Genomic DNA, 24,396 nt, shown 5'->3' with positions numbered 1-24,396 from the left:
GCTATGAGAAAAAGCTGTTCTTCGGACGGTACCTCAGGCTGGTGGCCCGTGACCGCCTTCCCTTGCTCCAACGGCGGGAGGGCGGTACGGGTTCCCGTGCCTCAGCCGCCGTAGACGTGCGGTGCGAGTGTGCCGACGAAGGGGAGGTTGCGGTACTTCTCGGCGTAGTCGAGGCCGTATCCGACGACGAACTCGTTGGGGATGTCGAAGCCGATCCACTTCACGTCGATCGCGACCTTGGCGGCGTCCGGCTTGCGGAGCAGGGTGCAGACCTCGAGGGAGGCGGGCTCGCGCGAGCCGAGGTTGGACAGCAGCCAGGACAGCGTCAGGCCGGAGTCGATGATGTCCTCGACGATCAGGACGTGCTTGCCCTTGATGTCGGTGTCGAGGTCCTTGAGGATGCGGACGACGCCTGAGGACTGGGTGCCGGCGCCGTAGGAGGAGACGGCCATCCAGTCCATGGTGACGGGGGTGGACAGCGCGCGCGCCAGGTCCGCCATCACCATCACGGCGCCCTTGAGGACTCCGACGATGAGCAGGTCCTTGCCCGCGTACTCCGCGTCGATCTTCGCGGCCAGCTCGGCCAGCTTCGCGTCGATCTCTTCCTTGGTGATGAGCACCGACTTGAGGTCGGTGCCCATGTCCTTCTCGTTCACCCGGGTCACTTTCGTTGCAGCTTGCGTCAGCCTTGCCGAATGACCAGTCTGCCACCCTGCCGCCGTGCCTCGACGCGGCCGGGCAGATTGATGGCGCCCTGGCCGCGCCAGCCGGTGATGAGCCGGTCGACTTCTTCGATGTGGCGGGCGAAGAGGGAGCCGGCGGGTGCGCCTTCGGCGATCATGGCGCGTCGCAGGATGCGGCGGCGTACGGCGGGCGGGAGGCCGAAGAGTTTGGCGCATTCGAGTCGGCCGGCGTCGTCGCGTACGGCGGTTTCGGCGTCGGCGGCCCAGGAGTCGAGGGCGTCCGCGTCGTCGCGGGAGAGCTGGGCCGTTCGGGCGAGGGCTTCGACGACGCCTTTGCCGAGGGCTTTCTCGAGGGCGGGGAGGCCTTCGTGGCGGAGTCGTGAGCGGGTGTAGGCGGGGTCCGCGTTGTGGGGGTCGTCCCAGACGGCGAGTTCTTGGGCGACGCATGCCTTGCGGACGGTCTGCCGGTCGAGCTCGAGGAAGGGGCGGCGGTAGCGGCCGGCGGCGCCGGAGACGGCGGCCATGCCGGACAGGGAGCGGATGCCGGAGCCGCGGGCGAGTCCGAGGAGGACGGTTTCGGCCTGGTCGTCGCGGGTGTGGCCGAGGAGGACGGCGGTGGCGCCGTGGCGTTCGGCGGCGGCGTCGAGGGCGGCGTAGCGGGCGTCGCGGGCGGCGGCTTCGGGGCCGCCTTCGCGGCCGACGGTGACGGTGACGGCTTCGACGGGGTGGAGGCCGAGTGCGGACATGCGTCCGGCGACCTCGGCGGCTCGTTGTGCGGAGCCGTCCTGGAGGCCGTGGTCGACCGTGATGCCGCCGGCGCGGACGGCGAGCTTGCGGGCCTCGAAGGCGAGTGCGGAGGCGAGCGCCATGGAGTCGGCGCCGCCGGAGCAGGCCACGAGGACGAGGGGCTGCTTGTCGGCTGTGGTCGGCGCGGCGGGGCCGGTGCCGTGCGCGGCGTCGATCCCGTGTGCGGAGTCGGTGCTGTGTGCGGAGTCGGTGCTGTGTTCGGTGAGGACGTCGTGGAGTACGCGGCGGACCGCCAGGCGTATCGCCGCGACCGCAGGATGGGGACCCATGTCCGGTGCCCTTCGTGAAGGAGTGGGGTGCCTCGGTCGGAGTCTTAACGGTCGGAAGAGGGGGTTCGGTCACTCAGAGTGCGTCGATGGTGACAGAACCTGGCCGTTACCCGAGCATTGCACGCCCCACCCCTGGTCTACGGTCCCTCGGATGGGTGATTGGCGGTGTGTTCTTCCGTCGTACGTCGCACCCGTCTCACGAGTCTGCCTTACGGTGCACCCTCGCGATCCACTCGGCGGGGGCGGCGATCTCGGTCTTGGTGGGGAGCGTGTTGGGGGAGGTCCATACGCGGTTGAAGCCGTCCATGCCGACCTCGTCGACGACGGCCCGTACGAAGCGTTCTCCGTCGCGGTACTGGCGCAGTTTGGCGTCGAGGCCGAGGAGCTTGCGCAGGGCGAGGTCGAGGCGTGAGGCGCCGCGGGCGCGGCGCTGCTGGAACTTCTCGCGGATGTCGGCGACGGAGGGGACGACGTCGGGGCCGACGCCGTCCATCACGTAGTCGGCGTGTCCTTCGAGGAGGGACATGACGGCGGTGAGGCGGCCGAGGATCTCGCGCTGTTCGGGGGTCTGGACGAGTTCGACGAGGGAGGGGCTCGGTTCGCCCTCCTCGCCTTCGGGGCGGCTGCCGGCGAGGGCCTGGGCGGCTTCGCGGAGCCGTTCGACGACGGTGGAGGGGTCGACCTCGGTGGCGCCGAGGAATGACTGGATCTCGCCCTGGAGGTGGTCGCGCAGCCAGGGGACGGCGGTGAACTGGGTGCGGTGGGTCTCTTCGTGGAGGCAGACCCAGAGGCGGAAGTCGTGGGGGTCGACGGCGAGTTCGCGTTCGACGTGGACGATGTTGGGCGCGACGAGCAGGAGGCGGCCGCCGCCGTTCTCGCCCGCGGGCAGCTCGCGGGTGGCGGGGGCGAAGGTCTCGTACTGGCCGAGGATGCGGGAGGCGAGGAAGGACAGCAGCATGCCGAGTTCGACGCCGGTGACCTTGCCGCCGACGGCGCCGAGCATGGCGCCGCCGGGGGTGTTGGAGCGCCGTTCCTGCATTTTGTCGAGGAGCGGGGAGAGCAGTTCGCGGAAGCCGGCGACGTTGGCCTTGATCCAGCCGGCGCGGTCCACGACGAGGACGGGGGTGTCCCGTGGTTCGTGGCCTTCGGGGATCATCCGGGTGAAGGCCCTGACGTGTTCTTCGGAGGCCTTGGCGTGCCTGCGGAGTTCCGCGACGACGTCGCGGGCTTCTTCCCGGCTCACCTCCGGCCCCGGCTTCACCAGTCGGGTCGCGGTCGCGACCGCGAGATTCCAGTCGACCATCTCGGCACCACCGATGCTCGTCATGCGTCAACCGTACGTTCTCGTCGCCCGTTCGGTGAGTGTTCGGTCGCCATCAGCGCTGGGGTGCGAGGGCGGCGGAGAGCCGGTCGAGGGCGGGTTGGGCGGTGTACGGGGAGGGGGTGCGGCCGGCGAGGAAGGCGAAGGCGAGGAGTCGGCCGTCGGCGGTGACGACGGTTCCGGCGAGGGTGTTGACGCCCGTCAGGGTGCCGGTCTTGGCGCGGACGAGTCCGGCGCCGGTGGTGGCGGGGCCGGTGTCGAAGCGGCCTTCGAGGGTGCCGCTGAAGCCGCCGACGGGCAGGCCGGTGAGGACGGGGCGCAGGGCGGGGCGGGCGGGGTCGGCCGCTCGGGTGAGGAGGCCGGTGAGCAGGGCGGCGGAGAGCCGGTTGTCGCGGGAGAGGCCGCTGCCGTCGGCGAAGCGGGTGCCGGTGGTGGGCAGGCCGAGGGTGGTGAGTTCGGCGCGGACGGCCTTGCCGGCGCCGGCGAAGCTCGCGGGCTGCTTGCGGGCGAGGGCGGTCTGGCGGGCGAGGGCCTCGGCGAGGTCGTTGTCGCTGTGGGTGAGGGTGCGCTCGACGAGGTCGGAGAGCGGGGCGGACTCGGTACGGGCCAGGAGGGCGGTCTTCGCGTCCTGTGCGGCGTCGGGGCCGTCGGCGGGCCCGGGGCCCTGCGCCGCCTCGGGGCTTCGGGCCGTCTCGGGGCCGCCCTGCGCTGTCTTGGGACCTTGGGCCGTCTTGGGGCCTCGGGTCGTCTCGGGGCCTTGGGCCGTCTTGGGGGCGGTGCCTGGGGCGGGGGCGCCCTGGACCTTCGTACCGGCCTTGGTGAGGAGTTCGGCGAAGGCGGTGGCGGTGTCGCGGGCCGGGTCGGCGGCCCGGGGAGCGGGCCCGGCCTTGGATTTGTCGAGTCGCCCTTCGTCGAGCATGAGGGCGCTGACGGGGGCGATGTTCTCGTTGGGGCCGATGGGGTGGCGGGCGGGTCCGCGGTAGAGGCTCGCGTCGTAGGTGATCCGTACGACGGTGACGCCCCGGCCCTTCAGGGCGCGGACCGTGGCGGTGGCGAGGGCCTTGAGGCGGGCACGGTCGAGGGTGGGGTCGCCGCCGCCGACGAGGGTGACGGTGCGGCCGTCGGGGGAGGCCACGACGGTGGTGGGGATGCGGTGGTCGGGGCCCAGGGCGGACAGGGCGGCGACCGAGGTGGCGATCTTGATGGTGGAGGCGGGGGTCATCGGGGTCGTGGCGCCCTCCCCGTACAGCTGCTTGCCGGTGGTGGCGTCGACGACCGAGGCGGTGCGCAGCGGTCCGAGGCCGGGGTCGGCCAGGAGCGGTACGAGGACGGCGGCGAGGTCGTCTCTCAGGGCGGCCCTGGGCGTGTCCAGCGCGCGGAGCACCCCGGCGGCGCTGGGGGCGGGCGCGGGGCGGCGCGGGGGGCCGGCGGGGGGCCGCTGCTCCGCGTGATGTGCGCCACCTGTCGGGGTCGCGGCGGCCGCTCGGGCGCGCTCGGCCTTACGCTGACCGTTGTCCCACGGGCCGGCGGCGGTCACCGCTGCGGCGGAGAGGGCCAGACCGAGTACGGCAGAGCACGCCGTGAGCTGCCAGGTCCTCGGCTCCGGCATTGCTGACCAGCCCCTTTCGCGATCACACACAGGCGTGAGGGACACTTAATCACTGCGCGTTGCCGCAGGCATTCACATGTGTTGATTCAGGAGGAGCCACCCGTGGAGTTCGACGTCACCATCGAGATCCCGAAGGGGTCGCGGAACAAGTACGAGGTCGACCACGAGACGGGTCGTATCCGCCTGGACCGTCGCCTCTTCACCTCGACCAGCTACCCGGCCGACTACGGCTTCGTCGAGAACACCCTCGGCGAGGACGGCGACCCGCTGGACGCGCTGGTCATTCTTGACGAGCCGACCTTCCCGGGCTGCCTGATCAAGTGCCGCGCCATCGGCATGTTCCGTATGACGGACGAGGCCGGCGGCGACGACAAGCTGCTCTGCGTCCCCGCGTCGGACCCGCGTGTGGAGCACCTGCGCGACATCCACCACGTGTCGGAGTTCGACCGTCTGGAGATCCAGCACTTCTTCGAGGTCTACAAGGACCTGGAGCCCGGCAAGTCGGTCGAGGGCGCCAACTGGGTGGGCCGCGCCGAGGCCGAGGCCGAGATCGAGGCCTCCTACAAGCGCCTGGAGGCGCAGGGCGGCGCCCACTGAGTGGGTCTTGGCTGAAGCTGTGACGGGCGGTGCACCTCGTGCGGGTGCGCCGCCCGTCTCGCGTGCTGTCGTATGCCCGTGCCCATACTGGGCAGACGGCGCGAATGGGAGTGAGGGCGAAGACAGTGGTCGCGGAGGCGGACGGCCCGGAGGACCGGAAGCCGCAGTCGGACGAGGCGCGCAGCGCCTTCACACCGCCGGCTGGGGTCGAGCAGCCGGTGGTGCCGGAGGAGGAGCATCCGACCTCCGAGTTCGCCGTTCCCGACGGGCTGGCTCCCGAGCCGCCCCCGGAGCCCGAGGGCTCGGCGTTCGCGCCGCCGTCGACGTACTCCGCGAAGAACGCGCCGCCCGCCTTCACGCCCGCCCATGGCATGCCGCTGGTGCGGCTGCCGGCGGACGCGCCGTGGCAGGACCGGATGCGGACGATGCTGCGGCTGCCGGTCGGAGAGCGGCCGGTGCCGGAGACGGCACGCAAGGAGGACGAGGCGGGGCCCGCGGTGGGCCGTGTGCTCGACCTGACCCTGCGTATCGGTGAGCTGCTGCTCGCGGGCGGGGAGGGCGCGGAGGACGTCGAGGCGGCGATGTTCGCGATCTGCCGCAGTTACGGTCTGGACCGGTGCGAGCCGACGGTGACGTTCACGCTGCTGTCGATCACGCATCAGCCGTCGCTGGTGGACGACCCGGTCACGGCGAACCGGACCGTACGGCGCCGGGGCACGGACTACACCCGGCTGGAGGCGGTCTACCAGCTGCTCGCCGACATCAACACGGAGGCGCACGAGGTCACCCCGGAGGAGGCGTACCGGCGGCTGGCGGAGATCCGGCGCAACCGGCACCCGTACCCCGGATGGGTGCTGTCGTCGGCGGCGGGTGTGCTGGCGGGCGCGGCCTCGGTGCTGCTCGGCGGCGGGTTCACGGTCTTCATGGTGGCGGCGCTCGGTGCGGTGCTCGGCGACCGGCTGGCGTGGCTCTGCGCGGGGCGCGGGCTGCCGGAGTTCTACCAGTTCCTGGTGGCGGCGATGCCGCCGGCCGCGATGGGGGTGCTGCTGACGCTGCTCCACGCGGATCTGCGGCCCTCCGCGGTCATCACGGGTGGCCTGTTCGCGCTGATCCCGGGACGGGCGCTGGTGGCAGCCGTGCAGGACGGTCTGACAGGTTTCTACATCACGGCCTCGGCCCGGCTCCTGGAGGTCGGGTACTTCTTCGTGGCGATCGTGGTGGGTGTGCTGTCGGTGCTGTATCTGGCGGTGCAGTTCGACGCGCAGCTGAACCCGGACGGGGTGCTCAACCCGGTCGAGCGGCCGGTGGTGCAGATCCTGGCGTCGATGGTGCTGTGTGCGACGTTCGCGATCCTGCTGCAGCAGTCGCGGCAGACGGTGCTCTTCGCGACGCTCAACGGCGGGGTGGCGTGGGTGATCTACGCGTCGATCGCGGTGACGGCCGGCGGCTCGGCGGTGATGGCGACGGCGGTGGCGGCGGGTCTTGTGGGTCTGTTCGGGCAGCTGGCGGCCCGCTACAACCACACCTCGTCGCTCCCGTACGTGACGGCGGCGATCGGGCCGCTGCTGCCGGGTTCCGCGACGTACTTCGGGGTGCTGGGCATCGCCCAGAACAACCTGGACCAGGGCTTCGCCTCCCTGGCGAAGGCGGCGGCCCTGGCCCTGGCGATCGCGATCGGGGTGAACCTGGGAGGCGAGCTGGCCCGCCTCTTCATGCAGGCTCCGCGCGCGGCGGCGGCCCGCCGCGCGGCGAAGCGTACGAGGGGCTTCTGACCCGGCCTTCGTGGGCGCGGGGCTTCTGGCCCCGGCCACTATCGGCTGGGGGCTTCTGTCCTCGGCCACTATCGGCCCGGGGTTTCGGGCCTCGGCCTTCGTCGGCCCGGGGTTTCGGGCCCCGGCCTTCGTCGGCCCGGGGTTTCGGGCCTCGGCCTTCGTCGGCCCGGGGCTTCGGGCCCCGGCCGTTATCGGCGCGCGTGGCGGCCGCGGCCGCCCGGGGGGTTCGGGGTGCCGGGGCCGTCGTGGCCGGTCTCGTCCTCCTGGGCCGCCTTGGCCTTCTTGGACTGGGAGCGGGCGCGGAGGTACTCGATCACGATCGGGACCACGGAGATCGCGACGATCAGGATGAGGATCATCTCGATGTGCTCGTGCACGAAGTCGATCTTGCCGAGGGAGGCGCCGAGCAGGGTGACGCCCGCGCCCCACAGCACACCGCCGATGATGTTGAAGGTGATGAACGAGCGGTAGTTCATCCGGCTCACACCGGCGATGATCGGCGTGAACGTGCGCACGATCGGCACGAAGCGGGCCAGGATCAGCGACTTGGGGCCGTGCTTCTCGAAGAACTCGTGCGCCTTCTCCACGTTCTCCTGCTTGAAGAGCTTGGAGTCGGGGCGCTTGAAGAGGGCGGGGCCGACCTTGCGGCCGAAGAGGTAGCCGACCTGGTCGCCGATGATGGCGGCGGCCACGATGAGGGTGCAGACGAGCCACAGGGGCGTGTCGAGCTTGCCGGTGGTGACCAGCAGGCCGGTGGTGAAGAGCAGCGAGTCGCCGGGCAGGAAGAACCCGATGAGCAGTCCGGATTCGGCGAAGACGATGACGAGGACGCCGATCAGACCGAAGGTCTGAATGAGATAGTCCGGGTCCAGCCAGCTCGGTCCGAGGGCAAGCGTATTCACGGGTTCCGGGCTCCTGCGGTTCGGTGGGGGCGGGGGGACGGCTGCCCCAAAGTATCAACGCATTCTTACGGCTCCGGGTTCCAAGGGCATCCCACCGGCCCCCTTCGGGGTGCGGTGGTGCGCGGCCGGGCCGACGCTGGTGGCCAGGAGGTGGATGCGTATGGGCATCGAGGAGTACGGAGGCGGTCAGGGACCGCACGCCGACGTGCTGGTCGTCACCACGAACGACGTTCCCGGCTACGAGGTCCAGCAGATCGTCGGTGAGGTCTTCGGGCTGACCGTGCGCTCCCGGCATCTGGGCAGCCAGATCGGCGCCGGCCTGAAGTCGATGATCGGCGGGGAGCTGAAGGGTCTGACGAAGACTCTGGTGGAGACCCGCAACCAGGCGATGGAACGGCTGGTGGAGCAGGCGAAGGCGCGCGGTGCCAACGCCGTGCTGATGTTCCGTTTCGACGTGACGGAGGCGGCGGACGTGGGGACGGAGGTCTGCGCGTACGGCACCGCGGCGGTGATCGCACCTCGCGCCTGACTGGACCGCGACACCCTCAACTCTCAGGGTGTTATGCGGCTTTTGTGCCCCTATGGTGGGGCGGTGGCCACCGATAACCCGTCGTCCGCGCCCCCGCCCCCCGTCCCCCGGACGCCCGCACGAGCGCTGCTGCCGCAGGTCCTGCCCGCCTTGGTGATCGGGGTCGGCGCGAGTCTGCTGTTCCTCGCCATCGAGTGGCTCTCCGAAGAGCTCAAGGACGTCCTGTGGGACTCCCTTCCGGACGCCCTGGGCATCGGAGGCTTCTCCTCCCTCTGGACGATCGTCATGCTCACCGCGACCGGGATCGTGGTCGGGCTCGTCATCTGGAAGGTCCCCGGGCACGCCGGCGGGGATCCGGCGGAGGGTGGACTCGACAGCGCCCCGGTGGCACCGATGGTCGTCCCCGGGCTGCTGATCGCGGGCACCCTCACGCTGGCCGGCGGCGTCAGCCTCGGCCCGGAGAACCCGATCATCGTGGCCAACGGGGCGCTCGCCTACTGGCTCGGCCGCAAGGCGGCACCGTCCGTACCGGGCGCGTTCTGGGTCGCACTCGCCGCCGCCGGCACCGTCGGAGCCCTCTTCGGCACCCCGGTCGCCGCGGCGCTGGTCATCTCCGAGGCCCTCGTCCACAAGCCGGGCGAGGGGCACGGCTCGCTGTGGGACCGGCTCTTCGCCCCCCTGATGGCCGCCGGGGCCGGGGCGATGACGACGACACTCCTGGCGCACCCCAGCTTCGACCTGTCGCTGCCGCCGCTGCCCGAGCCGGGCTGGAGCGATCTGCTCGCCTCGATGGTCGTAGCCACCGCCGCGGCAGTCTTCGGCCTCCTCTGCTGCTACGGGCTCCCCTATGTCCACCGGGCCTTCCGCCGGCTGAAGCACCCGATGCTGATGCTGCCGGCCGGCGGTCTGGTCCTCGGTCTGCTGGGCGCGCTCGGCGGGTCCCTGACGCTGTTCAAGGGCCTGGAGCAGATGAAGGAACTCACCGCGAACATCGGCGGCTGGTCCTCGGGCGAGCTGGCCAAGATGGCCGTGGTCAAGCTCGCCGCCCTGCTGGTCGCCGCCTCCTGCGGCTTCGTGGGCGGCCGGATCTTCCCCGCCGTCTTCATCGGGTGCGCGTTCGGCATGCTCGCCCAGGCCCTCGTCCCCGAGATCCACCCGGCCGTCGCCGTCTCCTCCGGCGTACTCGGGGTGCTGCTCGCGACCACCCGGCAGGGCTGGCTGAGTCTCTTCGTCGCCGCCGTGCTCGCCTCCTCGCCCACGATGCTCTCCCTGCTCTGTCTGGCCTCCCTGCCCGCCTGGCTGGTCGTCACCGGCCGCCCCCAGCTCGAACTGGACGAGTCGGGCAACGCACTGCACTGAACACCCCTGGAAGGATTCCCATGCCGCTGCACAAGGGTCACGCCGAGCCCGAGCCCGACCGGCACCTCGCCCTCAACCCCTTCTACGGTCAGGCCAACCCGGTCGGTGGCATGACCGAAGCGCCGCCGATCCACCGGCTCCCCGACGGTCCTGTGCCGCCCATGAGCGCCTATCAGCTGGTCCACGACGAGCTGATGCTCGACGGCAACTCCCGCCTCAACCTCGCCACCTTCGTCACGACCTGGATGGAACCGCAGGCGGGCGTCCTCATGGCCGAGTGCCGCGACAAGAACATGATCGACAAGGACGAGTACCCGCGCACCGCCGAACTGGAGCGGCGCTGCGTCGCCATGCTCGCCGACCTCTGGAACGCCCCGGACCCCTCGACCGCCGTCGGCTGCTCCACCACCGGCTCCAGCGAGGCGTGCATGCTCGCGGGCATGGCTCTCAAGCGCCGCTGGGCCAAGAAGAACGCCGACCGTTATCCGGGCAGCGCCCGGCCCAACCTGGTGATGGGCATCAACGTCCAGGTCTGCTGGGAGAAGTTCTGCAACTTCTGGGAGGTCGAGGCCCGGCTCGTCCCCATGGAGGGCGACCGCTTCCATCTGGACCCGCAGTCGGCCGCCGAGCTCTGCGACGAGAACACCATCGGTGTGGTCGCCGTCCTCGGGTCGACCTTCGACGGCTCCTACGAACCGGTCGCGGACATCTGCGCCGCGCTCGACGCCCTCCAGGAACGGACCGGCCTCGACATCCCCGTCCACGTCGACGGCGCGTCCGGCGCGATGGTCGCCCCTTTCGTGGACGAGGATCTGGTCTGGGACTTCCGGCTGCCGCGGGTCTCCTCGATCAACACCTCCGGTCACAAGTACGGCCTGGTCTACCCGGGCGTCGGCTGGGCGCTGTGGCGCTCCCCCGCCGAGCTCCCCGAGGAACTCGTCTTCCGGGTCAACTACCTCGGCGGCGACATGCCGACCTTCGCCCTCAACTTCTCCCGGCCGGGCGCCCAGGTGGTCGCGCAGTACTACACGTTCCTTCGGCTCGGCCGCGAGGGCTACCGGGCGGTCCAGCAGACCACCCGGGACGTCGCCCGCGGACTCTCCGAACGGATCGAGGCGATGGGCGACTTCCGCCTTCTCACCTACGGCGACCAACTGCCGGTCTTCGCGTTCACCACGGCCTCCGACGTCAGCAGCTTCGACGTCTTCGACGTCTCGCGCCGGATGCGGGAACGCGGCTGGCTCGTGCCGGCCTACACCTTCCCCGCCAACCGGGAGGACCTGTCCGTGCTGCGCGTGGTCTGCCGCAACGGCTTCTCGGCCGATCTCGCGACGCTGTTCATCGAGGACCTGAACCGGGTCCTGCCCGAACTGCGGCGACAGTCCGGCCCGTCGATCGACAACAAGGCCGCCGCCACCTCCTTCCACCACTGAGCCGGCGCGATCCTCAGAACGACTCGCCCTCGCACCCCAGAGCGAACTCCGCCCAGCGCTCGCCGTCGACGGATATGTCGTAGAGACAGCCGGCGTTGTGGCGGAGCAGCCCGGCAGGCGTACGACGGGTGAAGGCCGTGCCCTCGCCAGAGGGACGGAAGCTGCGGCCGCCGTCGACGCTCACGTACTCCCGGTCCTCGGCCCCGATCAGCACCCGGCCGCCGGGACCCGGCACCGGGATCCCCAGGAGCGTGCGGGGCTCGGCCATCGGCCCCGTCGTCCACATCCGCTCCCAGGTGCGGCCGCCGTCCCTGGATCGGTGCAGCGCCCGCATGGGGTTCTTGACCGGGTCACCGCCCTTCAACTCCCCCATCTCCGCCGCGTAGACGACACCCGGGCCCACTGCGACCGCCGTGAACCAGCCGGGCTCGGTTGTCGGGCTCGGCAGCCTGCTCATCGCCCAACTGCGCCCCTGGTCCCGGGAGACGGCGACCGCCGCCCGGCCCGAGAGGGGGTCGGTGCCGGAGACCCACCAGGAGCCGTCGGGCTCCGCCGCCTGGGCCGGCCTCGGATGTGCCCCGAGCGGCGGCCCCTGGGCCAGGGCCCGCCGCCGCCCGTCCTCGGGGGAGACCACGACCAGCCGCTCCCGGGCGCAGTCGTCCACCCGGGCACCGGCGGGCTGCGCGCAGTCGGTGGCGAGAACGGCCCCGGCCGGTATCACCGGGGCCGTACCGCTCGTGCGCGTGTCGGCCTCGCGCCAGGTCCGCCCGCCGTCCCGGGTGAACCAGCTCCGCTGCGCCTCCGGCTCGGCGCCGCCCTCCTCGACCAGGGCCCGCCCCGGCCCCAGGACCAGCAGGTTCGACGAGACACCGGCCGTGCCCCGCGTCTCGGGCAGCGGGGACCTCCGCAGCTTCCAGCTCTTCGCGCCGCGGTCGAGCACGGCCACGTGCTGCCTGCAGAAGCCGTTCTCCGGGGCCGCCTCGTCGCCCACGCAGTCGGCCAGCAGGGAGAACCCGCTGCCGTCGGAGGCGAATCCCAGGGAGTGGGACCACCCGGGCAGCTCCCGCCCGGACGGAATCCGCGGCGGAGGTACGGCCGGGGCGCCCGCCCCGCCCGTAGTCCCCGAGGCCGAAGAGGCCCCCGCACCCGAAGGTCCCGAAGCACCCCGCGAGCCCGAAGCACCCGAAGCGCCCGAAGCACCCGGATCCCCCGCGCTCCCCTCCCCCGTACAGGCCGTCAACACCAGCGCCACGACGGCGCCGGCCACACCACCCAGCCTGAGCCTGCGCATCGCCCGTCCCCCTGTCCCTCGCCCGGTCCGCGGTGAACCGTCTGCCTTAGGTACACCGCTCGACCGGTTCGGGTTCCCACCACGCGCCGGCTTCCCCACCCGCTGGTTCCCACGCGCGCCGCCGGCTCCCCCACCCGCTGGGTCCCGCGCGCGCTGCCGGCTCCCGCTGCGCGCCGACTCCCACGCGCGCCGCCGGCTCCCGCTGCAAGCCGGCTCCCCCTACACGCTCAGCCGCCTGAACCTCCGTACCGCGAGCGGGAGGAAGACCGCGAGGAGCAGCAGCGGCCACACCACCGCCGCCATGACGTGCCCCGGCTCACCGCCCGGGTTGCCGAACAGATCCCGTACCGCCGTCGCCGTCGCCGACATCGGGTTCCACTCCACGACCGTGCCCAGCCACCCAGGCATCGACTCGGGCGAGGCGAAGGCGTTGGAGAGGAAGCCGACCGGCCAGACCAGGATCTGCACGGCCATCACCAGCTCCGGCCGCCCCGCCACCATCGCGAGGTAGATGCCGATCCAGAGCATCGCGAAGCGGAGCAGGAGCAGCAGTCCGATGGCGCCCAGGAAGGCGACGGGGCCGCCGTGCGCGCGCCAGCCGATCGCGTATCCGACGCCGGCCATCACCAGCAGTCCGGCCGCGGACTGGAGCATGTCGGCGACCGAACGCCCCACCAGGACCGCCCCGTCGGCCATCGGCATCGAGCGGAAGCGGTCGATCACACCCTTGTTGAGGTCCTGCGTGACGGCGGTCATCGTGGCTTCGAGACCGAAGACCATCGTCAGCGTGAGCATGCCCGGCACGAGGTAGTCGACGTAGTCGCCCTGGATCTCCCGGCCACCGCCGACGAGATAGCCGAACATCAGCATCATCATGACCGGGAAGGCGAGGCCGACCACCACCACGACCGGCTGCCGCGCCCAGTGGGCCAGTTCCCGCCGGGTCATGGTCCAGCAGTCGCTCATCACATACGCCGCGCTCATGCCGCCACCTCCGCTTCCTGGTCCTTCGTCACGCCGCCGGTCAGATGGAGGAAGACCTCGTCGAGGGTCGGCCGCCGCAGGGCGATGTCCTCCGCCTCGATCCCGGCCGCCTCCAGAGCCCGTACGGTCTCGGCCAGCGCCGCCATCCGGTCAATGACGGGCACGCTGATCCGCCGCCGGTCGGCGTCCACCGTCGCCTCGGATCCACCGGCGGGCAGGAGCCGCGCCGCCTCGCCGAGCCGTCGTGCGTCCCGCAGGACGACGTCGATGCGGTCGCCGCCGACCTTCGCCTTCAGCTCGTCGGCCGTGCCGTCGGCGACGACCCGGCCGTGGTCGACGACCGAGATCCGGTCGGCCAGCTGGTCGGCCTCCTCCAGGTACTGCGTGGTGAGCAGGACGGTCGTCCCGCCGCCCACCAGGGAGCGCACCGACTCCCACACCTCGCCGCGGCCGCGCGGGTCGAGCCCGGTCGTGGGCTCGTCCAGGAAGAGCACCTCCGGCTCGGTGATCAGCGAGGCCGCGAGGTCCAGGCGCCGGCGCATACCGCCGCTGAACTGCTTGACGGGCTTGCGCCCGGTGTCCGCGAGCCCGAACCGCTCCAGGAGCTCGTCGGCCCGCGCACCGGCCCGCCGGGCCCCCAGGTGGTACAGCCGCCCGAACATCTCCAGGTTCTGCCGGCCGCCCAGCTCCTCGTCGACGGCCGCGTGCTGCCCGAGCAGCCCGATCCTGCGCCGTACGTCGGCCGCCTGGGTCCGGGCGTCGAAGCCCGCCACCCGCACCAGGCCTTCGTCGTGCCGCAGCAGCGTGGCCAGGATCCGTACCGTCGTGGTCTTGCCGGCGCCGTTGGGTCCGAGCAGCCCGTGCACCGTGCCGCGCCCCACGCGCAGGTCCAGGCCGTCGAGCGCCCGCTTGTCGCCGTACCGTTTCCGCGCGCCTTCGACGACGATCGCGTCAGTCATTTCCAGCCTCCAAGCCAGTAGTCAAACTTGACCACTGGTTCGAAGGTAACCTCACCCGACTCATTGGTCAAACTTGATTAGTCGTGTTCCGGGTCGGGCTCGCCCGTCGCGAACGGGTTCTCCTCGCCCTCGGCGAGCACCCCGACGAAGGGCTCCCCGCCCTCCCCGGCGAACGAGTACGCGCCCGCCTCGATCCGCTCGATCAGCCCGAGCGTCCACTCCTTGCCGGCGTCGGCGGAGTGGACCCAGAGGTGCATGATCTCGCCGATGTGTCCGAGCTGCTGCGGGCCGCCCTCCGGCGTGTAGTACTCGGTGACGGCGGTGCGCCACTCGTCGAGCGCCCGCACCCGCCGCCGCAGCAGCTCCACGACCTCCTCCCGGGGGAGGTCCACGATGAACCCGATCCCCGCGGACAGGACGTCCATCTTCTGGTCGTACGTGGTCAGCGCCTCGCGCAGCAGCGCGAAGTACTCCTCGGTGCCCTTCTCCGTCACCTCGTACTCGGTGCGCGGCGGGCCACCGGCCGTGCTCGGCGCGATCTCGTACGCCCGCAGCAGACCTTGCTTCGCCATCTGCTTCAGCGCGTGGTAGATCGAGCCGGGCTTGGCGTTGGACCACTCGTGCGCGCCCCAGAACTCCAGGTCGTTGCGGACCTGATAGCCGTGGGCGCGCCCGTGCTGGCGCACCGCGCCGAGGACAAGAAGCCGGATCGCTGACACCCTCGTACCTCCTAGTCAATTTTGACTAGGGTACGCGCCCTTCTTCCTCCGCGATGAGCGTGAAGGAGTCCTTGCCGTCCAGGGACTCCCTGATGATGTCCGCGTGGCCGGCGTGCCGCCCCATCTCCTGGACCAGGTGGAGCAGCATCCAGCGGATCGAGACCCGGCCGTTCTCGGGGAACCAGGGCGCGGGCGGCAGCGGGAAGGTGTCGTCCAGGCTCGGCACCGACCGGACGAACTCCTCGGTCTCCTTGGCCACGATCTCCCAGAAGGCCAGCGTCTCGGGGACGCTCTCGTCCTCCACGAGCCGGAAGGCCTCGCCCCAGGTCTCCTGGGAGCGCTGCTTCTCGTTCACGCGCTGCTGGGCCAGCCGCAGCCAGTTGAGTTCGACCTCCGCGACGTGCTTGATCAGGCCGGAGAGGCTGAGCGTGCTGGCGCTCGGGGTGCTCGCCGCCTGCTCCTCGGTGAGGCCGAGGGCGGCGCGGCGGATCGCGGCCCGCTGGGCCTCGACGAAGTTGAGGAACGCTCCGCGCTCGTCACCCTGGGCCTCCGCGGGAACAAGAGCAACCATGACGTCCGCCTTCCTGACGTGAAAGAGGTGGTGGGTGCCGGGGTGTTCTCCTCTCCCCGACACCCACCACGCTACGAACCCTTGAGGACAGCTACGGTCCTGAAAGGGGCCCGGCCTCTCGCGGAATCCGCTAGAAGGGGAAGCGGCTCCGGCCGTGCTGGATCGAGATCCACTTCTGGGTGGTGAAGGCCTCGATCATCGCGTCACCGTTTAGCCGGCCCACGCCCGAGTGCTTCTCGCCGCCGAACGGCACGATCGGCTCGTCGGCCACGGTGCCGTCGTTGATGTGGATCATGCCGGTGTGGATGCGCTTGGCGACCCGTACACCCCGCTCGATGTCCCCCGTGTGGACGGCGCCGCTCAGCCCGTACGGCGTGTCGTTGGCGATCCGTACCGCCTCCTCCTCGCCGTCGAAGGGGATGACGAGGGCCACCGGGCCGAAGATCTCCTGGCTCAGGACGGGCGCGTCCGCCGGGAGGCCGGACAGGACCGACGGGGAGACGACGTTGCCGTCGGCCGAGCCGTGCAGCAGGGCCGTCGCGCCGGCCTCCACCGCCTGCTCGACGACGGCCGAGACCGACTCCGCCTGCTGGGAGTTGATGAGCGGGCCGATGTGGGTGGCGGGGTCAGCCGGGTCGCCGACGCGCAGGGTCTTCACCTTCGCGACGAACTTCTCGGTGAACTCCTCCTCCACCGTCCGGTCCACCAGGATCCGGTTGGCGGCCATGCAGACCTGGCCCTGGTGCACGAAGCGGCTGAAGACGGCCGCGTCCACGGCGTAGTCGACATCGGCGTCCTCGAGGACGATCAGGGCGCTGTTGCCGCCGAGTTCGAGGACGGCGTGCTTGAAGTTCTGCGCGCAGACGGTGGCGACGTGGCGGCCGACCTTGTCGGAGCCGGTGAAGGAGATGACCTTCGGGACCGGGTGGGTCAGCAGCGCGTCGCCGATCTCGGCGATGTCGGTGACGACGACGTTCAGCAGACCGGCCGGCAGACCGGCGTCCTCCAGGACCTTCGCGACGAGCGTGCCACCGCAGATCGGCGTGTTCTGGTGCGGCTTGAGGACGACCGCGTTGCCGAGCGCGAGCGCGGGCGCGACCGACTTGAGGGAGAGGAGGAAGGGGAAGTTGAAGGGGGAGATGACACCGACGACACCGACCGGGAGCCGGTAGACGCGGTTCTCCTTGCCGTCGACCGGCGAGGGCAGGATCCGGCCCTCGGGCCGCAGCGCCAGCTGGATCGCCTCGCGCAGGAACTCCTTGGCGAGGTGCAGCTCGAAGGCGGCCTTCAGGCGCGTACCGCCGAGCTCGGCGACGATGGTGTCGCTGATCTCCTGCTCGCGGTCCTCGACGATCCGCAGGGCGCGCTCGAAGACGAGCCGGCGGGTGTACGGGTTGGTCTCGGCCCACTCGCGCTGGGCGCGCTCGGCGGCGCGGTAGGCGCGGTCGACCTCGTCGGCGGTGGCGACGGTGATCGAGGCGAGCTTCTCCCCCGTGTACGGGTTGAAGTCGATGATGTCCCACGAGCCGCTGCCGGGCTTCCACTCGCCGTCTATGTACTGGTGGGCCAGGTCGGAGAAGTAGGACATGTGACGAGACCCCTTAACCCGCGGTGGCGGACGTGGCGACTGTGACAACAGGACACTCTGATGTCACGTCATCGTACTTACGTCCTACGTGAGTTGAAGCAGTCCTCGGAGAAGATCCCGGCTTTCGGCCGGATCGGGGCTGTCCTCGGCCAGCCGCTCCATCACCCGCGCGTACTGGGCGACCTCCTCGCGCTTGTCGAGGTACAGCGCGCTCGTCAGCTGCTCCAGGTAGACGACGTCGGAGAGGTCGGACTCGGGGAAGCTCAGCATGGTGAACGCCCCGCTCTCGCCGGCGTGCCCTCCATAGCTGAAGGGCATGACCTGGAGCGTCACGTGGGGGTGCTCGGAGATCTCGATGAGATGCCTCAACTGGCCCTGCATCACCGCCCGGTCGCCGTACGGGCGGCGCAGCGACGCCTCGTCGAGGACGGCGTGGAAGTGCGGGGCGCGCTCGGAGACGAGGACCTTCTGGCGCTCCAGGCGCAGCGCGACGCGGCGCTCGATCTCGGCGCGCGGGGCTCCGGGCATGCCGCGGGTGACGACGGCGTGTGCGTACGCCTCGGTCTGCAACAGGCCGTGCACGAACTGGACTTCGTAGACACGGATGAGGGAGGCGGCGCCCTCGAGGCCGATGTACGTCTGGAACCATCCGGGCAGGACGTCGCCGAAACTGTGCCACCAGCCGGCCACGTTGGCCTCGCGGGCGAGCCCGAGGAGCGAGCCCCGCTCCGCCTCGTCGCTGACGCCGTAGAGCGTGAGCAGGTCCTCGACATCCCTGGCCTTGAAGCTCACCCTGCCCAACTCCATACGGCTGATCTTGGATTCGGACGCCCTGATCGAGTAGCCGGCCGCCTCGCGGGTGATGCCGCGCGACTCGCGCAGCCGCCTCAGCTGCGAACCCAGCAGGATGCGCCGCACGACGCTCCCGCTCGCTCCGCTCGACTCGACTGCGGTCACGGCTCCAGCCTCTCCTTCGCGGTCTCGGGCCCCCGGATTGTGCCACTAAACGCTTCAGCCCGTACACATTCGATTACGGAAAGACGGCAACTTCAGGGCGACTTCATGATCAAGGCGAAACCGGTCACCAGAAGATATGCACAGAATCGGCGCGGGGACGGACAGGTCCGGCGCGTGCACGTGCATCTGCCCTTGCATCCAGTGGTCGCATTCGGAACGATGGACCCCGCGCAACCGCACCACATCCGCGATTCGCCGCGATTCCCGGGAGTGCCTCGCATGGGGACGAATGGATCGACCATGCTCGAGCCGTTACGGCAGGGGCTTCCGCCGATCGATCCCGCCGCCGTCTCCAGCTCGGCCTCCTGCGCCCTGCCACCCGCGTACGAAGCAGTGGGCGGCGCACGGAAGTTCACCCGGGCAACCCTCGCGCAATGGGACCTCACCGAACGCTTCGACGACGTGGCCCTGGTCGTCTCCGAACTCGTCACCAACGCCCTGAGGCACGCGCTGCCGTCGGAGGCGGCGCACGACGCGAGGGACTCCCGGGGCCTTCACGAAGACGGCCGGAACGTTCCCCCCGTGCGACTTCATCTGATGCGATGGACGAGCCGACTCGTGTGCGCGGTGCGGGACCCCAGCCACCGGAGCCCGGAGACGCGCGCAGGGGAAGAGGACTTCGCGGCGGAGTCGGGGCGCGGGCTGTTCCTGGTCGACTCCTTCAGCGACAGCTGGGGCTGGCACCCGCTCGCCGGGACGCTCCAGGGGAAGGTCGTCTGGGCGCTCTTCCGGCTCGGACCGGAGTGACGCGCGTAGCCCTACGGAAAGGGCCCCGGCGGGATGCCGGGGCCCTTTCCCTTTGCTCGCTCACGTCCCTGTACTCACACCAGGTGGTCGAACTCCCCGTCCTTGACGCCCAGCAGCAGCGCCTCTATCTCGGCGGGCGTGTAGACGAGCGCGGGGCCGTCCGGGTGGCGCGAGTTGCGCACGGCAACGTTGCCACCGGGCAACTTGGCGAACTCCACGCAGGATCCCTGGGAGTTGCTGTGCCGGCTCTTCTGCCACACGACACCCCGGAGCTCCGTGGCCGCCATGCCGTTGTACGCGTGATGCGCATGATGCACTGGTAGCTCCCCGAGATACTTGATGCAGGTGTCAACTTCCTCGGATCATAGCTGTGTTCATATGCCAATGCATGAGCAGATGCACGTGCACGAGGGGTGGCGTAGCGACTACGCGACTCAGCGTGCTACCGGCGAGTAAGCCGCGTCCGCTCGCCTCACCCTACGGCGTGCGCTTCCCGGTGGTGTCCTCGGCGAGCGCTTCGGCCAGGTCGTCCAGGGCGGTGAGGAGCAGGGCCGAGCCCCTGCTCAGCAGGAACTCGTCGGTCGGCTTCCAGGCCGCGACCGCCTCGCGGACCTCGCCCCAGTCCGGCGCCCGGCGCTCCCGTACCGCCTTCGCGCCCCGCTCGGTCGCCCGCCGCAACGCCTCGGCGAGCGTCGCGGCGGCCGGGACGGGTGACGCGCCCCGCTCCGGCAGATGAGCCTCCATCAGCATCGCGACCCGGCCGAACTGGGCGAGCGCGTGGCCCGCGTCGTCCGCCGCCGACCGTGACAGACCGCGGTGGCGCACCGGTTCGTGGGTCGCCCGGTCCAGCGCCTCCTGCCGGGCGACCCGGGCCGCCCGGGTGTCGAGCAGCGCCTCGCGCACGTCGGGACAGGCCGTACCCGCCGGGTTGGCGTAGTGGGCGACGACGGTGGCGGCGTACCGGCCGTCGGCCACCAGCCAGTCGGCGAGCCGGCCGCGCAGCCGGGGCGTCTCCCAGGCCGGGTAGACGGCGTACGCGAGCATCGCGAGGATCCCGCCGATCAGGGTCAGGACCACGCGCTCGAAGACGGTCTGCGTCCAGGCCGAACCGCCCACGCCGAGCAGGAAGACGACGTACGCGGCGACGCACACCTGGGTGACGGCGTACCCCGTGCGCAGCAGCAGGTACATCCCGAAGGCGCACAGCACGGCGAGCGCCGCGGAGAGGTACATGCCCGGGTCGGCGGTCTGCACGAGGGCGGTGGCGAGGCCGACACCGACGAGCGTGCCGCCGAAGCGGGCGACGGAACGGGCGTACGTCTGCGAGAAGTCGGGGCGCATGATCATCACGGAGGCCATCGGCGCCCAGTAGCCGTGGCCCAGAGGGAGCGCGGAGCCGAGGACGTAGCCGGCGGTGGTGACGGCCGTGACGCGGACGGCGTGGCGCAGGATCGGCGAGTCGGGGCGCAGCTCGGCGCGCATCCGGGCGACGACGACGGGGACCAGGCGCAGGAGGGTGGGGCGGGAGCGGGCGTCGGACGCGGTCTCGGTGCGGGGTTCGGCGGTCTCCACGACATCGTCGAGGAGGGCGGCGAGACGGACGGCGGCGCGGCGGGCACGCCCGTGGAGGATCGCGCCGGTGTCGGGGGTGCGGAGGGCGGCGACGGCGCCGGGCGGGAGGTCGACGGGCTCGCCGTGCCGGATCGCGCGGGCGGCGGCGTCCAGTACGGCTCCGGCGGCGGCAAGCAGCTCGCGGACCCGGTCGCGTTCGGGGCCCTCGGCGGAGGCGCCGACGGCCGGGTCGGCGAGGGAGGCGAGCACCGGGCGGATGCGCTCGGCGAGGCCACGGGCGCCGTGCAGTTCGGCGGGGCGGCGGCGGGCCTGGCGGGGTGTGACGGCGGCGGCGCTGCGGGCGGTCATGAGCGGGACGGGGTCGAAGGCCGCGACGGGGTCCTCGCGGAGGCGCCGGGCGTAGTCCGCCTCGGCGGCGAGCGCGTCGGCGAGGGCGTCGCGCTGGGCGCCCCAGCGGCGGACCGGGAGGACGACGACGAGGGCCGCCTGGACGAGGCCGCCGACGGCGATCATGGCGGCGTGCCCGGCGGCTTCGGCGACGGAGGTGGGGAGGGTGACGGTGACCAGCATCATCGCGACGTTGGAGGAGGCGATGATGCCGATGGTGGGGCCGCCGGCCCAGGCGAGGCCGGACAGGAAGGTCCACAGGGCGAGCAGGGCGAGGAAGAGGGCGGGGTGGTCGCCGGCGTCCGTGACGTAGCCGAGGAAGGTGGAGACGGCGAGGCTGGCGCCGGAGGCGAGGGCGAGGGTGGGGCGGGGCCGCCAGGAACGCTGGAAGGTGGCGATGGCGGCCTGGAACGCGCCGAACGCGGAGGAGACCGCGACACCGGGCCCGAAGAGCGCGAGGGAGACGCCGACGACGAGGGCCAGACCGAGGGCGGCGCGGGCGGCCACCAGCGGTTCGAGGCGCCGCCGCTCGACGGTGAGTCCGGAACGGGCGGTCTCCTTCAGGGCCCGGAGCCAGCTCATGGCGCCGAGCCTAACGCCGCATCAGGGCGAACAGGACATTTCCTCCACAGGCCCTGTGCGCCCGGGTCGCTTCCGGCGATGTCACATCCGGGAGCCCATGCTCGTCCCATGAGCATGACTGACACCGACAACGTGCTGCTGGCAGGGGCGAGCGGGGTCTTCGGACGCCACGTCGCCGAGGAACTCACCGCGGCCGGTCACACCGTGCTCGGCCTCGGCCGCGGGGCGGAGAACGACGTCGTCGCGGACCTCATGGACCGCGACGGGCTGCTCCGGGCGGTGGAGGGGCTGGAGATCGACACCGTCGTGCACGCGGCGACCGCCCTGCGCGAGCCTCCGATGAGGCACCGGGACATGGACGCGACCGACGCGCTGCGGACCACGGGGACCGCGCATCTGGTCGAGGCGGCGCGCGCGGTGGGGGCGCGGCGCATGATCGCCGAGTCGATGGTGTTCGGGTACGGGTACGGCGACTTCGGGAACCGCGTGGTCACGGAGGACGACACCTTCGGACCGACCGGCCTCGACGCGGCGTCCCAGCGTCATGTGGACGCCATGCGGACCAAGGAGGAGCTGATGCTCGGGACCGAGGGGATCGAGGGCGTCACGCTGCGGTTCGGTGTCTTCTACGGGCCCGGCGGCACCGAGGCCGTGGTGGATCTGCTGCGGAAGCGGAAGCTGCCGGCGGTCGCGGACCGGGGCCGGGTGCTGCCCTGGATCCACCTGCAGGACGCGGCGCGCGCGGTCGCACTGGCGGTCCGGGGCGGGCGGCCGGGAGAGGCCTACAACATCGTGGACGACGGCCCGATGGGCTTCGGCGCCCATGTGCGGGCGGTCGCCAAGGTGTTCGGCACGCCGAGACCGCTGACGGTGCCGGCCTGGCTGACGCGGCCGATGCCGTACGCACACCGGGTGTGCACCACCAACCTGACCGTCTCCAACGCCAAGGCAGGGGCCGAGCTGGGCTGGCGGCCGCGCTACCACGACTGCGCGTCCGGCCTCGCGGCGCTGACAGAGTGGTGAGCCCGTACGGCCCCGGGCGCCCGGGGGCGGCCTGCGCGACCGGCGGCGGCCAGCCCCGCCCGTGCGGCCCCGGGCGACCGGGGGCGGTCTGTGGAACCGGTGGCGGTCGGCCCGGTCGGCACCCGTCAGGGTGAGTCCCGGATCTCCCTCCGGCCCCGCCCCAGCCCCGCCGCGTTCGCGGCCGTCGTGCCGTGGGTCCAGCCCGCCTCGTCCCACATCGCGCGGACCCGGGTCGTCCGGGTCTCCGGGAACATCTCGTCCGCGCGGTTCGTCACCGCGACCTCCCGGGAGGCGAGGGCCGGGAGCAGGGTCGGGGCCTCGGAGGCGACGCGGCGGGTCGTGGTCGCGAGGCGGGCGCCCAGGCGGTTCGCGTACGCGAGCAGGAACGACTGCCGGAAGGACTTCGTACGCTTCCGGCCGCCCGCCCGCTGCTCCGCCTCCGCACGTGTCATCGCCGCCGTGCCCTGGACCAGGAGCGAGGTGTACAGCAGCTCCACCGGGTCCAGGTCCGCCTCGAAGCCGACGACCGTGGAGAAGCCGTACGGCTCGTTCCACACCGCGCGGCAGTGGTTCGCCGTCGCCACCGCGTCCAGGAGGATCGCCTTGGCCTGCTCGTACGGCGGCTCCACCCCGATCCGGATCGCCCCCGGCACGTCCCCCGAGGGCCTACGGGACTCCAGCGCCGCCTCGTCCAGGCTGTGGCGGGCCATCAGCTCCTGGGCCTTGGCGGTCAGCGCCTCCGCCTCCTCGGGGTAGCCCGTCGCCTCGGCCTTCGCGAGCAGGGCCCGTACGCGCGTCAGCATCCGCGGCTCCCCCGCCACGGCGGCCGGGAGCGTGTCCCCTGGAACCGGACCCACCGGCTCCAGGGACGGCAGTCTCACCAGGAGGCGGTACAGCTCCAAGGTCGTCGTCGCCGACGAGAAGCGGTCCGCGCGGGCGGGGGCGGTGTCCAGATCGGCCAGCTGCGCGGCCCACCGGTGCGGCAGACGCTCGTAGCGCCCGGTCTCCGCCGCGATCAGGGCGCCGGCCAGCCGGACGTGCTCCTCCGCCAGCTCCCGCCGTACCAGCCGTACGAGATCCGCCGGCTGCCAGCCGCGCTCCCATGCCCGCCGTACGAACTCCTCGCCACGGCGCGTCAGTTCCGCGTCCGCCGCCCGGTCCGCCGCGAGCAGGGACGCCGCCGAGTCCAGGGCCGTGTCGTCGTCCGTGTACAGGGCCTCGAAGGCCTTCTCGACCGTGCTCCTCGTCGTACTCACGCCTGCTTCGCGTCCCATTCCTCGCGTGCCCGCCCGATCACCGCGCGGTGGTCGAGCGACCAGTCGATCAGCTGCTTGATCAGGTGCGTCATGCTGTGCCCCGTCTCCGTCAGCGCGTACTCCACCTGCGGCGGGGTCGTCGGATGCACCGTCCGCGTCACCAGGCCGTCCCGCTCCAGGCGGCGCAGCGTGAGCGTCAGCATCCGCTGCGAGATGCCGGTGACCAGCCGCTGCAACTCCCTGAACCGCCGTGGTCCCGGCGCCAGTTCGACGACCACGTGCACGGTCCACTTGTCGCCGAGCCGGTCCTGCACATCCCGGACGCCGCACTCCTCCGCGCAGCTCACGATCAGGTCGGTGGTCGCCTCGGTGGTTACCTCGGTGTGCCCCGCTGACATCAATGTGCCTCCTTACGCGAT

Annotated in this window: 23 protein-coding genes; 7 read left to right on the top strand and 16 right to left on the bottom strand. The window is 71.6% G+C overall.

Annotated elements, in window-relative coordinates:
* Positions 1 to 101: 101 nt before the first annotated feature.
* The 4 genes from hpt to dacB form a co-directional block, all read right to left on the bottom strand.
* Complete coding sequence (gene hpt, locus ACFY8U_RS17240) at positions 102 to 641, bottom strand: hypoxanthine phosphoribosyltransferase (RefSeq protein ID WP_132917781.1); 540 nt, start codon at positions 639 to 641, stop codon at positions 102 to 104.
* A gap of 41 nt (positions 642 to 682) precedes the next feature.
* Complete coding sequence (tilS, locus tag ACFY8U_RS17235) at positions 683 to 1,759, bottom strand: tRNA lysidine(34) synthetase TilS (protein ID WP_389570785.1); 1,077 nt, start codon at positions 1,757 to 1,759, stop codon at positions 683 to 685.
* A gap of 196 nt (positions 1,760 to 1,955) precedes the next feature.
* Complete coding sequence (locus ACFY8U_RS17230; protein WP_389570782.1) at positions 1,956 to 3,086, bottom strand: zinc-dependent metalloprotease; 1,131 nt, start codon at positions 3,084 to 3,086, stop codon at positions 1,956 to 1,958.
* 49 nt (positions 3,087 to 3,135) lie between these two features.
* Positions 3,136 to 4,689 (bottom strand): D-alanyl-D-alanine carboxypeptidase/D-alanyl-D-alanine-endopeptidase, encoded by a 1,554-nt coding sequence (gene dacB / locus ACFY8U_RS17225; protein WP_389570779.1) that lies wholly within the window; start codon positions 4,687 to 4,689, stop codon positions 3,136 to 3,138.
* A 102-nt stretch (positions 4,690 to 4,791) separates the two neighbouring features.
* Here dacB and ACFY8U_RS17220 point away from each other — a divergent pair, with 102 nt between their 5' ends.
* Positions 4,792 to 5,286 (top strand): inorganic diphosphatase, encoded by a 495-nt coding sequence (locus ACFY8U_RS17220; protein ID WP_019888410.1) that lies wholly within the window; start codon positions 4,792 to 4,794, stop codon positions 5,284 to 5,286.
* A 125-nt stretch (positions 5,287 to 5,411) separates the two neighbouring features.
* Positions 5,412 to 7,058, top strand: a complete 1,647-nt coding sequence (locus ACFY8U_RS17215; protein WP_389570956.1) for a threonine/serine exporter ThrE family protein — start codon at positions 5,412 to 5,414, stop codon at positions 7,056 to 7,058.
* Between the two features lie 188 nt (positions 7,059 to 7,246).
* On the opposite strand, the gene ACFY8U_RS17210 is transcribed toward ACFY8U_RS17215, so the two are convergent.
* The gene (locus ACFY8U_RS17210; RefSeq protein WP_361676961.1) at positions 7,247 to 7,960 is read right to left on the bottom strand and encodes a VTT domain-containing protein; all 714 of its coding nucleotides are present in this window, start codon (positions 7,958 to 7,960) and stop codon (positions 7,247 to 7,249) included.
* Between the two features lie 160 nt (positions 7,961 to 8,120).
* Between ACFY8U_RS17210 and ACFY8U_RS17205 the strand changes: the two genes are divergently transcribed.
* The 3 genes from ACFY8U_RS17205 (at position 8,121) to ACFY8U_RS17195 (ending at position 11,281) form a co-directional block, all read left to right on the top strand.
* A complete protein-coding gene (locus ACFY8U_RS17205) occupies positions 8,121 to 8,489 on the top strand; it encodes a YbjQ family protein (protein ID WP_389570777.1) in 369 nt (122 codons plus the stop codon).
* Positions 8,490 to 8,552: 63 nt separating this feature from the next.
* Positions 8,553 to 9,848 (top strand): ion channel protein, encoded by a 1,296-nt coding sequence (locus tag ACFY8U_RS17200; RefSeq protein ID WP_389570774.1) that lies wholly within the window; start codon positions 8,553 to 8,555, stop codon positions 9,846 to 9,848.
* 20 nt (positions 9,849 to 9,868) lie between these two features.
* The gene (locus ACFY8U_RS17195; RefSeq protein WP_361604276.1) at positions 9,869 to 11,281 is read left to right on the top strand and encodes a glutamate decarboxylase; all 1,413 of its coding nucleotides are present in this window, start codon (positions 9,869 to 9,871) and stop codon (positions 11,279 to 11,281) included.
* A 13-nt stretch (positions 11,282 to 11,294) separates the two neighbouring features.
* Here the strand turns inward: ACFY8U_RS17195 and ACFY8U_RS17190 are convergent, their stop codons facing one another.
* The 7 genes from ACFY8U_RS17190 to ACFY8U_RS17160 form a co-directional block, all read right to left on the bottom strand.
* Positions 11,295 to 12,272 (bottom strand): WD40/YVTN/BNR-like repeat-containing protein, encoded by a 978-nt coding sequence (locus tag ACFY8U_RS17190; protein WP_389570771.1) that lies wholly within the window; start codon positions 12,270 to 12,272, stop codon positions 11,295 to 11,297.
* Between the two features lie 519 nt (positions 12,273 to 12,791).
* Positions 12,792 to 13,556: an ABC transporter permease gene (locus ACFY8U_RS17185; protein ID WP_389570768.1), complete on the bottom strand. Its 765-nt coding sequence runs from the start codon at positions 13,554 to 13,556 to the stop codon at positions 12,792 to 12,794.
* The gene (locus ACFY8U_RS17180; RefSeq protein ID WP_389570766.1) at positions 13,553 to 14,515 is read right to left on the bottom strand and encodes an ATP-binding cassette domain-containing protein; all 963 of its coding nucleotides are present in this window, start codon (positions 14,513 to 14,515) and stop codon (positions 13,553 to 13,555) included. Before ACFY8U_RS17180 ends, ACFY8U_RS17185 begins: the two co-directional genes overlap by 4 nt.
* A gap of 77 nt (positions 14,516 to 14,592) precedes the next feature.
* On the bottom strand, positions 14,593 to 15,234 hold the full coding sequence (locus tag ACFY8U_RS17175; RefSeq protein ID WP_389570763.1) for a PadR family transcriptional regulator: 642 nt from the start codon (positions 15,232 to 15,234) through the stop codon (positions 14,593 to 14,595).
* Positions 15,235 to 15,259: 25 nt separating this feature from the next.
* A complete protein-coding gene (locus tag ACFY8U_RS17170) occupies positions 15,260 to 15,805 on the bottom strand; it encodes a DinB family protein (protein WP_389570761.1) in 546 nt (181 codons plus the stop codon).
* 130 nt (positions 15,806 to 15,935) lie between these two features.
* A complete protein-coding gene (locus tag ACFY8U_RS17165; protein ID WP_361604258.1) occupies positions 15,936 to 17,393 on the bottom strand; it encodes an aldehyde dehydrogenase family protein in 1,458 nt (485 codons plus the stop codon).
* Positions 17,394 to 17,477: 84 nt separating this feature from the next.
* On the bottom strand, positions 17,478 to 18,350 hold the full coding sequence (locus ACFY8U_RS17160) for a helix-turn-helix transcriptional regulator (RefSeq protein WP_361442209.1): 873 nt from the start codon (positions 18,348 to 18,350) through the stop codon (positions 17,478 to 17,480).
* A 279-nt stretch (positions 18,351 to 18,629) separates the two neighbouring features.
* On the opposite strand from ACFY8U_RS17160, the gene ACFY8U_RS17155 reads away from it, so the two are divergent.
* The gene (locus ACFY8U_RS17155) at positions 18,630 to 19,157 is read left to right on the top strand and encodes an ATP-binding protein (RefSeq protein ID WP_361604255.1); all 528 of its coding nucleotides are present in this window, start codon (positions 18,630 to 18,632) and stop codon (positions 19,155 to 19,157) included.
* A 74-nt stretch (positions 19,158 to 19,231) separates the two neighbouring features.
* Here ACFY8U_RS17155 and ACFY8U_RS17150 read toward each other — a convergent pair whose 3' ends face one another.
* Together ACFY8U_RS17150 and ACFY8U_RS17145 are read right to left on the bottom strand one after the other, a co-directional pair.
* Positions 19,232 to 19,444, bottom strand: a complete 213-nt coding sequence (locus ACFY8U_RS17150) for a DUF397 domain-containing protein (RefSeq protein ID WP_030219358.1) — start codon at positions 19,442 to 19,444, stop codon at positions 19,232 to 19,234.
* Positions 19,445 to 19,634: 190 nt separating this feature from the next.
* Positions 19,635 to 21,698: an FUSC family protein gene (locus tag ACFY8U_RS17145; RefSeq protein WP_389570758.1), complete on the bottom strand. Its 2,064-nt coding sequence runs from the start codon at positions 21,696 to 21,698 to the stop codon at positions 19,635 to 19,637.
* A gap of 108 nt (positions 21,699 to 21,806) precedes the next feature.
* Between ACFY8U_RS17145 and ACFY8U_RS17140 the strand changes: the two genes are divergently transcribed.
* Positions 21,807 to 22,721, top strand: coding sequence for an NAD-dependent epimerase/dehydratase family protein (locus ACFY8U_RS17140; protein WP_389570755.1), 915 nt, complete (start codon positions 21,807 to 21,809; stop codon positions 22,719 to 22,721).
* A gap of 125 nt (positions 22,722 to 22,846) precedes the next feature.
* Here ACFY8U_RS17140 and ACFY8U_RS17135 read toward each other — a convergent pair whose 3' ends face one another.
* Both ACFY8U_RS17135 and ACFY8U_RS17130 read right to left on the bottom strand, forming a co-directional pair.
* A complete protein-coding gene (locus ACFY8U_RS17135; protein WP_389570752.1) occupies positions 22,847 to 23,995 on the bottom strand; it encodes a DUF2786 domain-containing protein in 1,149 nt (382 codons plus the stop codon).
* Positions 23,974 to 24,375 carry a helix-turn-helix domain-containing protein gene (locus ACFY8U_RS17130; RefSeq protein ID WP_361604243.1) on the bottom strand — a complete coding sequence of 134 codons (402 nt, stop codon included), beginning with the start codon at positions 24,373 to 24,375 and terminating at the stop codon, positions 23,974 to 23,976. Before ACFY8U_RS17130 ends, ACFY8U_RS17135 begins: the two co-directional genes overlap by 22 nt.
* Positions 24,376 to 24,396: the final 21 nt, after the last annotated feature.

Source organism: Streptomyces sp. NPDC012508 (genome assembly GCF_042902595.1).
GTDB lineage: Bacteria > Actinomycetota > Actinomycetes > Streptomycetales > Streptomycetaceae > Streptomyces.
This window is presented reverse-complemented; position numbering and strand designations above follow the sequence as displayed.